10 protein-coding genes are annotated in these 12,012 nt (G+C 62.7%); 6 read left to right on the top strand and 4 right to left on the bottom strand.

Translation table 11 applies throughout. The features are described 5' to 3' along the window. Positions 1 to 562 precede the first annotated feature (562 nt). Positions 563 to 1,840: a TIGR03862 family flavoprotein gene (locus HDE78_RS13820; RefSeq protein ID WP_179480470.1), complete on the top strand. Its 1,278-nt coding sequence runs from the start codon at positions 563 to 565 to the stop codon at positions 1,838 to 1,840. A 117-nt stretch (positions 1,841 to 1,957) separates the two neighbouring features. Here the strand turns inward: HDE78_RS13820 and HDE78_RS13825 are convergent, their stop codons facing one another. Then, positions 1,958 to 2,734, bottom strand: a complete 777-nt coding sequence (locus HDE78_RS13825; protein ID WP_179480472.1) for a glutaminyl-peptide cyclotransferase — start codon at positions 2,732 to 2,734, stop codon at positions 1,958 to 1,960. 43 nt (positions 2,735 to 2,777) lie between these two features. After that, the gene (gene dbpA / locus HDE78_RS13830) at positions 2,778 to 4,172 is read right to left on the bottom strand and encodes an ATP-dependent RNA helicase DbpA (protein ID WP_179480474.1); all 1,395 of its coding nucleotides are present in this window, start codon (positions 4,170 to 4,172) and stop codon (positions 2,778 to 2,780) included. A 99-nt stretch (positions 4,173 to 4,271) separates the two neighbouring features. Here dbpA and folB point away from each other — a divergent pair, with 99 nt between their 5' ends. From folB to HDE78_RS13845, 3 genes are all read left to right on the top strand, one after another. Then, positions 4,272 to 4,631 carry a dihydroneopterin aldolase gene (gene folB / locus HDE78_RS13835; RefSeq protein ID WP_179480476.1) on the top strand — a complete coding sequence of 120 codons (360 nt, stop codon included), beginning with the start codon at positions 4,272 to 4,274 and terminating at the stop codon, positions 4,629 to 4,631. Then, positions 4,631 to 5,131: a 2-amino-4-hydroxy-6-hydroxymethyldihydropteridine diphosphokinase gene (folK, locus tag HDE78_RS13840; RefSeq protein WP_179480478.1), complete on the top strand. Its 501-nt coding sequence runs from the start codon at positions 4,631 to 4,633 to the stop codon at positions 5,129 to 5,131. Before folB ends, folK begins: the two co-directional genes overlap by 1 nt. Before the next feature lie 368 nt (positions 5,132 to 5,499). Continuing rightward, positions 5,500 to 6,357: a DUF6159 family protein gene (locus HDE78_RS13845; protein WP_179480480.1), complete on the top strand. Its 858-nt coding sequence runs from the start codon at positions 5,500 to 5,502 to the stop codon at positions 6,355 to 6,357. Positions 6,358 to 6,425: 68 nt separating this feature from the next. Here HDE78_RS13845 and HDE78_RS13850 read toward each other — a convergent pair whose 3' ends face one another. Next, positions 6,426 to 7,172 (bottom strand): pteridine reductase, encoded by a 747-nt coding sequence (locus HDE78_RS13850; protein ID WP_179480482.1) that lies wholly within the window; start codon positions 7,170 to 7,172, stop codon positions 6,426 to 6,428. Positions 7,173 to 7,209: 37 nt separating this feature from the next. Then, positions 7,210 to 8,061, bottom strand: a complete 852-nt coding sequence (locus tag HDE78_RS13855; protein ID WP_255457813.1) for an EcsC family protein — start codon at positions 8,059 to 8,061, stop codon at positions 7,210 to 7,212. 403 nt (positions 8,062 to 8,464) lie between these two features. On the opposite strand from HDE78_RS13855, the gene HDE78_RS13860 reads away from it, so the two are divergent. Together HDE78_RS13860 and HDE78_RS13865 are read left to right on the top strand one after the other, a co-directional pair. After that, the gene (locus HDE78_RS13860; protein WP_179480484.1) at positions 8,465 to 10,675 is read left to right on the top strand and encodes a TonB-dependent receptor; all 2,211 of its coding nucleotides are present in this window, start codon (positions 8,465 to 8,467) and stop codon (positions 10,673 to 10,675) included. Positions 10,676 to 10,802: 127 nt separating this feature from the next. Further along, positions 10,803 to 11,996, top strand: coding sequence for an SAM-dependent methyltransferase (locus tag HDE78_RS13865; protein ID WP_179480485.1), 1,194 nt, complete (start codon positions 10,803 to 10,805; stop codon positions 11,994 to 11,996). Positions 11,997 to 12,012: the final 16 nt, after the last annotated feature.

The raw sequence follows: 12,012 nt of genomic DNA on the forward strand, positions 1-12,012 counted from the left end.
TATCCAGTGATTGCAATCACAAAATCTCCGGGGCGTTTGAAATGGCTATAGGATGTAATCGTTTTCGCTGCAAAGGAGCGGTTCGAACGCTGATTGTTACGCACGAGGGAGAGACCAGGCATCCGCTATTTTCAGAAAATTTATTGAATAAAAACAGTAAATTAAATGATGTCCGTGCCGCGGCCGGCGACGGATATTTCAAGCAGGCGCGCTCACCTATTGCGCCGCCTCCAGCAATAACTTGCCGATTCGCAATTTAATACGTTTAGATCGATATAAAATCCTCACCAGGCTGGAGCCCGAATGGCGCCTAGTGAATGGCAGGCTGCATTCTCGGCCATATAAAATAGAATAATCATATAAATAAATTTTCTAAATAATATGGAGAGAGTGATATTAAAAATATTCCTGATAATTAATTTTTAGGGATTCGATGGCGCGGTATGAAGTGCGAACCAAAGGGCTTGATCGGACCGTCGAAAAATATGGGCCTAGCCTAGGAAGTAGCGCTCGCGCGCCGACGCTGCTTTGGCCGGTCGAGCCGACGTGCCACCATGGATGGATGACTGAAGCCGACACTCCCCGACTTGCGATCATTGGCGGTGGCCCTGCGGGGCTGATGGCCGCCGAAGCGGCGCGTGCTATCGGCATGGAGGTCGATCTATACGACGCGATGGGTTCGGTCGGCCGAAAATTTCTTCTGGCGGGCAAGGGTGGCCTCAACCTCACGCACGCCGAGCCGATGGCCGACTTCGTCAGTCGTTTCGGCGCGCGCCAGACAGCAATCAGCCGCTGGCTCGAGACCTTCGACGCGCAGGCCCTGCGAAAGTGGGCGAGCGGCCTCGGTGTGGAGACCTTTGTCGGCAGCTCCGGCCGCGTGTTTCCTGCCGATATGAAGGCCGCGCCGCTGCTGCGCGGATGGCTGCATCGGCTGCGCGAATCGGGCGTCGGTTTCCACATGCATCACCGCTGGCTCGGCTGGCAGCGTGATGGCGTGCTGCGCTTCGGCACGCCGCATGGCGAGTGCACGGCGAAAGCCGATGCGGTGATATTCGCCCTGGGCGGCGCCAGCTGGCCGCAGCTCGGCTCCGACGGCGCGTGGGTGGATGCCATGCAGCAGCTAGGCGCCGAGGTTTCCCAGCTGCAGTCCGCCAACTGCGGCTTTGAAATCCCCTGGAGCGAGTACCTGATCGGCCGCTTCGCCGGCGCACCTTTGAAGCCTGTGATCGCGCACTGGACCGATCGTCAGGGCATCGCGCATGCGCGGCAGGGTGAGTTCGTGCTGACCGAATACGGCATCGAGGGCAGTCTGATCTACGCGATCGGCGCCGAGCTGCGCGAGCAGATCGCCGCAAACGGCGAAGCCGTGTTGACCTTGGACCTGGTGCCGGGCTACACGCAGGCCGCACTCGCCGAACGGCTGGCCGCGCCGCGCGGCAAGCACAGCATCGGCGACTGGTTGCGTCGTCGTGCAGGGCTGGATGCGTACAAGAGCGCGCTGGTATTCGAGCGGGTCGACAAGCCCACGCTGGCCGATCCCGTTGCTCTGGCGGCGCAGCTCAAGGCACTGCGGCTGCATTTGCGCCGGCCGCGACCGATGGCGGAGGCGATCAGCACTGCCGGCGGCGTGCAGCTGGAATCGCTCGACGATGCCCTGATGCTGCGTGCCAAGCCCGGCGTGTTCTTCGCCGGGGAAATGCTGGATTGGGAAGCGCCGACCGGTGGCTATCTGCTGACCGCGTGTTTCGCCAGCGGTTTGATAGCCGGTCGCGGCGCGGCGCGGTGGCTGGAGCAGGGCGGGAGAATCATTTCCGATACCGACACATCCGGCACGGACTGACGTACGTTCGAACTCCTGCGCTCCTGGTCGCTTAGCCAGGACAACGACCAGTACCCAGCGACCGGCGCGCCGTGGCGTCGGGAGTATCGACATGGCGAACCGGAGAGTCCTGAGCGCTTATGTCGCCGGCTGTTTCACCAGCTTGATCTCGAACAGCTTGGGCCAGCGCTTGCCGGTGACGAAAAGCCGATCGTGCTTGGCGTCGTAGGCAATGCCGTTGAGGCAATCGTTGACCGGCTCCGGTAGCTGACTCACGTCGAACAGGCTGGCGAGATCGAGGATGCCGGTCACGTGTCCCGTGGCCGGATCGATCAGGACGATCTTGCTGGTGAGCCACACGTTCGCGTAGAGGGTGCCCTTCACCCACTCCAGCTCGTTGAGGTTCTTCACCGGCTCGCCGTCGGCGGTGACGTCGATGCTGCCGATCTGCTGCAGCGTATCCGGGTTGAGCACGCGCAGCGTCGGCGTGCCGTCGCTCATGTAGAGCTTCTTGCTGTCGCGCGTCAGCGCCCAGCCTTCGCCGGGATAGGTGAAGCTGCGCTCCAGTTTGAACGTGCTGAGATCGTGCACGAAGCCGATCTGACTTTTCCAGGTGAGCTGCAGCAGCTTGCCCTTCCAGTCCACGATGCCCTCGCCGAAATACTGCGGCGGCACGTCGTAGCGCTGCAGCACCTTGCCGGTTTCGAGCTCGACCTTGCGCACGGTCGATTCGCCCTCTTCGCCCGTGGCTTCGTAGAGAAAGCCGTCCTTGTAGAACAGACCTTCGGTATAGGCGGTAATGTCGTGCGGATAGACGTGCACAACCTTGTAGCTATACGTGGGTATCGCCGCGCCGGCGGGCGCGCAGCAGGTCAGCAGGGCAAGCGCGAAGAGATAAGTCAGCCGTCGAATCATCGGAGTCATTCCGTCGTCTGTTTAGATAATAGATAGTCCGCAATCAACCCAGCGGGCGAACGCGAAAGCTGCGGCCCTTGATCTTGCCGGCGCGCAGGCGCTCCAGCGCCTTGGCGGCGAGCGAGCAGCTGATGGCCACGTAGGCGCGCGTCGCATAGACGTCGATCTTGCCAATGTCCTTGGCGGCGAGCCCGGCGTCGCCGGTCAGCGCGCCGAGAATGTCGCCGGGGCGCAGCTTGTCCTGTCGTCCTGCGTCGATCACCAGGGTTTTCATCGGCGCCAAATGCAGGGTCTTGCTGCGCTGGGGCGCTACTTTCAGCGGCCGCCAGGCGAGCGGCGTACCGTTGAGCTCTTCGATGTTGAGTGCCTTGGGCCGTTCGCGCGGCGCGCACAGTGTGATCGCCAGGCCCGATTGACCGGCGCGGCCGGTGCGTCCGATGCGATGCGTATGGGCTTCCGGATCGTGCGCGATGTCGTAGCTGATGACCAGCGGCAGCGAGACGATGTCCAGCCCGCGCGCGGCGACGTCAGTGGCCACCAGCACGCTGCAACTGTGATTGACGAAGCGCACCAGCACCTCGTCGCGGTCGCGCTGGTCCATGTCGCCGTGCAGGGCCAGCGCCGAAAAGCCGCGGCGGTCGAGTTCCAGTGCGACTGCATCCACCTCGCGGCGCATATTGCAGAACACCAGCGCCTGCTGGCCGGATACGTCGGCGCCGCGCTCGCCGCTGAGCAGCTGCGCCAGCGCATCGATCTTCTGCGCCGGCTCCACTTCGTGGAAGCGCTGCTCGATCGCCGGCACCTCGTTGGCCGGCGCGTCCACCGTGACCTCGACCGGATTCTTTTGCAGGCGCTGGCTGACGGCGCGAATCTCCTGCGGATACGTGGCGGAAAACAGCAGGGTTTGATGATGCTTGGCGATGCGTCCGACGATGTCGTCGATCGCGTCGCTGAAGCCCATGTCGAGCATGCGGTCGGCTTCATCCAGCACCAGCACCTTGATGCCGCCGCCGTGCAGGCTGCCGCGCTTGAGATGCTCCTGCACGCGGCCCGGCGTGCCGACCACGATATGCGGATCGTGGGTCAGCGAGGCCAGCTGGGGGCCGAGCGGCATGCCGCCGCACAGCGTCAGCAGCTTCACGTTGGGAATATTGATCGCCAGCCGGCGGATCGCCTTGCTCACCTGATCGGCCAGCTCGCGCGTGGGGCAAAGCACCAGCACCTGCAGGCGAATGGTGTCGGCGTCCAGCGTCTGCAGCAGGCTGAGGCCGAAAGCGGCAGTCTTGCCGCTGCCGGTCTGCGCCTGCGCGATCACGTCGCGACCTTCGAGCATGGGCGGCAGGCTCTGCGCCTGCACCGGCGTCATATCGGCATAGCCCAGCGTTTCGACGCTGTCGAGCAGGGCGGGTTTGAGGGCAAGCGTATTGAACGTGGTCATGCGCCTATGATCGCATGACCGCCGCTGCGGCAATCGGCGGCTTGCATCTGCGGGCCGGCTCGCCGACCCTGTGCCCCTGATCAACGGGCAATGCTTTCCATGGATATCGTTTTCATCGAAGACCTGCGTATCGATACCGTCATCGGTATTTACGACTGGGAGCGTCGGGTGCGCCAGACGCTGTCGTTCGACATCGAGATGGCCTTCGACAACACGCGCCCGGCCGCCAGCGACAACATTGCCGATACGCTCAATTACAAGGACGTATCCAAGCGCCTGATCGGCTACGTCGGCGAATCCAGCTTCGGGCTGGTCGAGACGTTGGCCGAGCGCTGCGCGCTGATCATCCGTGAGGAATTCGGCGTCAGCTGGGTGCGCCTGAAGCTGTCCAAGCCCGGCGCGGTGCGCGGCGCCAAGTCGGTCGGCGTGCGCATCGAACGCGGCACGCGGCCGGACTGATGGCGCGCGTGTATCTCAGCCTGGGCTCCAACGTGGAGCCTCAGCGTTATCTGCGAGCTGCTGTCGACGAACTGCGCCAACGCTTCGGCGCGCTCGCCGTGTCGCCCGCTTATCGCAGCAAGGCAGTCGGTTTCGAGGGTGCGGAGTTCGTCAATCTGGCCGTGGGTCTGGACACCGATCTTTCGCCGACGGCGTTGAACGAGTGGCTGCATGCGCTGGAAGATCGCCACGGCCGCCGCCGCGACGTGCCGCGCTACGCGGACCGCACGCTGGATCTGGATATCGTCTTCTACGACGATTTAATCATCGATGGCCCGGGCCATCTGCAGATACCGCGCAACGAGCTGCAGTTCGCCTTCGTGCTGCGCCCCGTCGCCGATATCGCGCCGGATTTCCGGCATCCGCTCAGCGGCGAAAGCATGGCCGAGTTGTGGCGGAAGTTTCCGGCTGAGAGCGAACCGATGAGCGTTGATACGTCGATGGATTTGTCGGCGGGCTAGGCAAAGGCTTTCCTATTTCCATGCCAGCTGCATGGACTGGTTGTCGGTCTCAAGCGAAGTCACGCAGTGTTTTGCCGTTTTCCATTGCCTGCCAAGTCAACTCGTTTGCTTGCCCGCCCGTTCGCACTGAGCGTCGCTTGCGTAGCAAGCAGAGTCAAAGTGGCTCCAACAACTTACCCTTCCACTGCGCCACTGCGCCACTGCGTCGCTACGCTCAGGGTAGACGGAGTTGAGCGCTTCCGGGCGAGTCTGGTCTTTTGGCTGCTAGCGCCCTGCGCAATCGCCATTTCCCTTCCCCGCCATTCGTCACTGTTGCAGCATTTCAATCGGTGCTAAAACAGCAGCGTCATCCACGGGGGAGAAACGTCATGGCGGGGAAGTTTTCGCGAAGCTGGGCTTTGATGAAGGCCAGCGCGGCCGTACTGCAGTCGGACAAGTCGCTGTTGATTTTTCCGCTGCTGTCGGGAGCGTGCACGCTGCTGGTGGCGGCGAGTTTTCTGCTGCCGGTGATACTGATGATGGTCGGCAACGAACACGCCGGGCAGGATTTTCATCAGCGCATGTCGGCCGGCTCGTATCTGCTGATGTTTGCGTTTTATCTGGTGCAATACTTCGTCATCATCTTTTTCCAGACGGCGTTGACCGGCGTGGCGCTGATGCATTTGCGCGGTGAGCCGACCAGCGTATCGGCGGGCTTCGCACTGGCGCGTTCCAGGATCACGCACATTCTGGGCTATGCGCTGATCGCGGCGACGGTCGGGCTGGTGCTGCGCATGGTGCAGGAGCGGCTGGGTCTGATCGGTCGTTTTGTCGTCGGCTTTCTGGGCCTGGCCTGGACGGTGGCGACGTTTCTCGTGGTGCCGATTCTCGCCAGCCAGGAAGTGGGGCCGGTCGATGCCGTCAAGCACAGCGTGGAATTGCTCAAGCGCAGCTGGGGCGAAAACTTGATCGGTAACGGCGGTATTGGCGTAGTGTTCGGCGTCTTTATGGTGCTTTCCGTCGTGGTGGCCGCGGTGCTGATCGGCGGCGCGATGGCGCTGCAGTCTGTTGCGGCGCTGGTCGTCGCTATTGTCGTGGTGGTGCTCGGCCTGACCCTGCTCGGGCTGATTCAGGCATCCTTGCACGGCATCTATGCGGCGGCCCTGTATCGCTATGCGGAGTCCGGCGAAACGAGCGTGGGCTTCGATTCGGTGCTGCTGGATCAGGCGTTTCGCAGCAAGAAATAATCGCTGCAGCTGGCGTTACATTTTGAACAAAAAGGCCTCCGTATCGGGAGGCCTTTTGTTGGCAGGTTTCAGATGGACAGGATGCGTCCGCCGTCCACGTGGATGACCTGGCCGGTTGTGTAGTGCGCATCGCGCAGCAGCCAGAGAATGGCGCTGGCGACATCCTCCGGTGTGCCGGCGCGCTTCAGCGGCGTGCGCGAAAGCAGTTCGTTCTGTTCTTCCTCACTCTTGCCTTCGGACGGCCACAGCACCGCGCCCGGCGCGATGCCGTTGACGCGAATGTCCGGGCCGAGCTCCAGCGCCAGCGAGCGCGTCATGGCGGCGAGCGAAGCCTTGGCCATGCAGTACAGCGTGTAGCCGGCCAGCGGCCGCTCGGCGTAGATATCCAGCATGTTGACGATGCCGCCGCCGCTTTTACGCAGCGCCGGTATGGCTGCTTGTGTCAGAAAAAACGGTGCCTGCGCGTTGGAAGCGAACAGTTCGTTCCACTGCGTGGATGTGGCGCTGTCCAGCGGCGTGGCATAGAACGCGGAGGCGTTGTTGATCAGCGCATCGAGCCGGCCAAAGTGCGCGAGCAGCGTGTTGATCAGGGCAGGCAGTGCAGACAGATCGGCCAGATCGGCCTGCATCAGCAGCGTGCTGTTCGGACGCTGCGCTTCCAGATCGTTCGCCAAGGCTTGTGCCTCATCGCTGGAGTGGCGATAGTGCAATGCCAGATCGTAGCCAGCCGTGTGCAACGTGCGCGCGACGACCGCGCCGACGCGGCGGCTGGCGCCGGTGATCAGAGCAACGGGTCTAGGATGTGCCGTGGTCATGCGTGGGCCACGCCGCCGAGTGCCGGAGCTTGCGGGTTCATTCGGACTTCGGCTTGCGGGGTTTGGCGGCCGCTCGTTTGCTGGCGGCTTTGCTCACGCTATCGGCCTTCTTGGCAATCTTGCGCGCAGTGCTCGCCAGCGCCTTGTTGGCGGCCTTTTTCGCGACTTTCTTCACCGCTTTTTTCACCGCCGTCTTGGCGGCGCTGACAGTTTTTGGCTTGGGTTTCAGCACGGCCGCAGTGGCTGCGGCGGCGCCCGAGGCGGCGACTGCATCATCGGCGTCGTCCATCATTTCCATATTGCCGCTGAAGAGCGCAATGGCCGTGCTGGCGACGTGACCGGTGTCGTAATAAGCGTAGGCGCCCACGCCGATCGCGCCGACAACCGGCAGCCAGCGTGAGATGCCTTCGCCGACGGTGCGCTGGGTCAGCTTGATGCCAACCTGCTTGGCCACGCGTTGTGCGATGCCGTGCGACATGCGACGAAACACCAGCCGGTCGCCCATCTGCACCACCAGATCGCGGAACGCTTGGGCGGCGGTATGTCGAAACAGGCACCACAGCATCTGTTCGCGGCCGAGCGACGCGTGATGGCCATACGCCGCGGCGATATCGCTGACCATCTGCGCCTGGATTTTCCAGATCAGCGTCAGCTCCGGAAGAATGGTCAGCCAGCCCAGAGGGCCGGGCGGCAGCGCCAGCGAACCGGCGGTCAGGGCCGCGCGTCGGGCGGCCGCGTTGGCGATGCGGTGCGCCTCCGCGTCGGGATTCGCACTGCTGTCGATCTTGCTCGCCGGCACCTTGCTGACGAAATCGAGGATGGCCTGGGTCACCTTGTTGTGCTCTACCGGCTCGATAACGGCCGGTACGTTCTTGCTGGTCTTGCTCATGCGTGGCTCCCGAATGCCTGATTCAGCGACGGATGCGCTTGGCGCGCAGGCCGGTTTTCCAGAGGGTAGGACGCAGTCTAGGCGAACGGCGTGAAGCTCGGCTCAAAGAGCGGCATTTTGCCGGGTCGACGCGTACCGTTCTTGTCGGCGCGTTGTGTGGCTGCATCGGTAAGCTCAGGACTTCGCGTGGCCCCGGTCCGGAGGGTTGCCATCGCGCCGCCGCCTGACGACCGCTCCGATGACAATGCGATATGCGGGCAGGTCATGAACAGGCTCCAGGGGCCAAATGATCATCGATACCCCCGCAAGCATGACTTCTGGCGCATACGCGCTACACGCTAGTTAAGTAATGTTATAACATTACATACACACCTCCTTTTTACTGCCCCTGATGGAACCCCCGATGAAGCCCTCCCTGCTTGCCCTGAGCCTTGCCCTTGCCCTGGGCACACTATCCGCTCAGGCCGCCGACACCACGCCACCGACCAATCCATCCGCACCCGTCACGAGCGACAGTGCTGCCAGCGACAGTGCAACGACGGATGGCACGGTCGATCATGGTTCGCGCAACAAGCAGCCGTCGAAAGATGCCAAGAACCTGAGCGCGGTGGACGTGACGGCAGCGCTCGATCAGGCGCGCAACTCGCTCTCGCCGGACACCGGCAGCAGCCAGTACGTGATCGACCAGAAGGCGATCGAGCAGCTGCCGCTGGGTGCATCCACACCGCTCAACCAGGTGCTGCTGCAGGCACCGGGCGTGGTGCAGGATTCGTATGGAGGCATCCACGTACGCGGCGATCACGCCAACCTGCAGTACCGCATCAACGGCGTGCTCATTCCCGAGTCGATCTCCGGCTTTGGTCAGGCGCTGGACGCGCGCACGATCCAGAATGTGAAGCTGCTCGACGGTGCACTTCCGGCGCAGTACGGCGACCGCACCGCGGCGGTGGTCGATATCACGACCAAGAGCGGCCACGACCTCGGCAACGGCGGCAGCGTCGGCGTGACCACCGGTTCGTTCGGCACGTTCAATCCCAATGCGTCGATCTGGGGCAGCAACGACCGCTGGAGCTACTTCCTCACCGCCAATTACATGGAAAGCGACGTCGGCATCGAGAATCCGACGGCAAGCCGCACGCCGATCCATGACCATACCAACCAGGTGAAGGCCTTCGGCGACGTGTCGTACCTGATCAACAACGACACGCGCCTGAGCTTCCTTTTCGGCGTTTCGAACAACCGCTTCCAGATTCCCAACAACCCCGGCCAGACGCCGACCTACGGCTATCTCGATACGGTCGATTTCAACTCGGCCAATCTCAACGAGCAACAGAACGAAAAAACCCGCTTCGGCGTACTGGCATTGCAGGGTAAGCTCGGCGACACCGCCTATCAGGTGTCCCTGGGACGGCGTTATACCAGCGTAGGCTTTTTGCCGGATGACGTGGGCGACCTGATGTTCAACGGTGTTGCTGCCACCATCAATCGCAGCAACGTGGCCAGCACGCTGCAGGCCGATTTCTCCACGCCGCTGGGCGACAGCAACACGCTGCGCTACGGCGTTTACGGCAACTTCGAGCGCGCGGTGAGCGGCAATAACTCGCTGGTGTTCCCGGCCGACGCCGACGGCAACCAGACCAGCACCGTGCCGTTCAATATCTTCGATGAGAGCCGCATCGTCGCCAAGACCTATGCGGCCTATCTGCAGGACGAGTGGAGCATCAGCGACAAGCTGACCATGAACTACGGCCTGCGCGCCGATGAATATCAGGCCTTCCGCACCGAAAGCCAGCTGAGCCCGCGCTTGGGCCTGGTCTACCAGGCCACCGACAGCACCACGTTGCACGCCGGCTACTCACGTTACTTCACGCCGCCGGCGACCGAGGCGATCACCACCACCGACATCATCAAGTTCCAGGGCACCACCAACGCGCTGCCCAGCAACGGTAACAACACCCCGTTGACCGAGCGATCCAACTACTACGACGCCGGCATCTCGCAGAACTTCGGTTCGGCCTGGACCATCGGCTTCGACAGCTACTACCGCAAAGTCGACCGTCTGCAGGACGAAGGCCAGTTCGGCGCGGCGCTGATCTTCTCCACCTTCAACTACAACTCGGGCCGCATCCGCGGCAACGAGTTCACCCTGAACTACGATCAGGGCCCGCTGAGTTTCTATACCAACATCGCCTTCAACCGCGCGATGGGCGAGCGCGTGATCACCGGCCAGTACAACTTCTCGCCGGTGGATCTGGCCTACATCTACGACAACTACATCCACCTCGATCACGACCAGAAGATTACGTCTTCCGGCGGCATCACCTACGCGCTGACCGATACCACCAAGGTGGGCGCGGATTACCTGTTCGGCACCGGTCTGCGGCGGGACGGCGACACGCCGAACGGCCTGTCGCTACCGGATTATTTCCAGCTCAATCTCAACGTGTCGCACGATTTCAATTTCGCCAGCATCGGCAAGCTGCACACGCAGCTGGCGGTGATCAACGCGCTCGATCGCACCTATGAGCTACGTGACGGTACCGGTATTGGCGTGGGCGCGCCGCAGTACGGTCCTCGTCGCGGTCTGTACGTCACGCTGCAGAAGGATTTCTGAGGCGGCAACGAAGCGACGAGCTTTTGTGGGACGGCAGCTAGACTGACAGACGGCACGGCATGAGAACGGTAGGCCACGCGTTCATCCGCTATGCTTGCCGCGCTTTTGGTCAATGGCAACGCCGCCCATGCAGTCCCGACTTCCCGAACCCGGCACCGACGAGCGCGCCCATTCCGATCGTCTGGTGCAGCTGCTGCACCAGACGATCGCTGCGCAGGGTCCACTCCCGTTCGCACAGTACATGGAGCGCTGCCTTTATGCGCCCGGCCTGGGCTATTACAGCGCCGGCCGCACGAAGTTTGGCGCTGCCGGCGATTTCGTCACGGCGCCCGAGCTCGGCGAAATGTTCGCCGGTTGCGTCGTCAACGCGGTGCAGCCCACGCTGGCGTCGCTGGGTAAGGAGGCGGACTTTCTGGAGCTCGGCGGTGGCAGCGGCGCCTTTGCCGAAACGGCGCTCAAGGCGCTGGCGGCGAGCAACACCCTGCCGCGTCATTATCTGATTCTGGAACCGAGTGCCGACCTTCGCGAGCGTCAGCGCGAGCGGCTGCTGGCCAATCTTGCGCCGGAGATAAACGCCCGCGTGCGCTGGCTCGACCGCCCGCCCGAGGCGGATTGGTGCGGGGTTCTGTTCGCCAACGAAGTCATCGATGCGCTGCCGGCCACACGCTTCACCGTGCGCGATGGCGAAATCTTCGAAGAGCATGTCAGTTTCGACAGCAACGGTCGACTGCAGCGCATCGATTGTCCGGCCGATGCGCTGGTATCCGGCGCGGTACGCCATATCGAGCGCGATCTGGGCACCCGATTCGTCGACGGCTATCGCTCCGAAGTGCTGCCGCAGTTGCCGCTCTGGATTCAGGCGATTGCCGGCGCACTGACCGCCGGCATCATGTTGTTTGTCGACTATGGTTACGTGCGCCGCGAGTTTTACCTGCCAGAACGCGACGACGGTACGCTGATGGCGCATTACCGCCATCGCGCGCATAACGATCCGCTGTATCTGCCCGGCCTCAACGACCTCACCGCCTCCGTCGATTTCACCGCCGTGGCCGAAGCCGGCAAGAGCGCGGGCTTCGATTTGGCCGTCTATCTGCCGCAGGCGTCCTTCCTGATCGGTGCAGGCCTGCAGGATATCTTTCAAAGCATGCAGGGCGAGGCCGGCGACGATCGCGCCGCCTACCAGCTCGCCCAGCAGGTCAAACGCCTGATGCTGCCCGACCAGATGGGCGAGCGCTTCCAAGCCATGCTGTTCACTCGCGGACTCGATACGCCGCCCTTGCCGGTCGACCTGTTCGCCGCCGATCAGTCGGCTCGTCTGTAGGTCTCGATCGAATGGA

The organism is Rhodanobacter sp. K2T2 (assembly GCF_013408815.1).
Taxonomy (GTDB): Bacteria; Pseudomonadota; Gammaproteobacteria; order Xanthomonadales; family Rhodanobacteraceae; genus Rhodanobacter.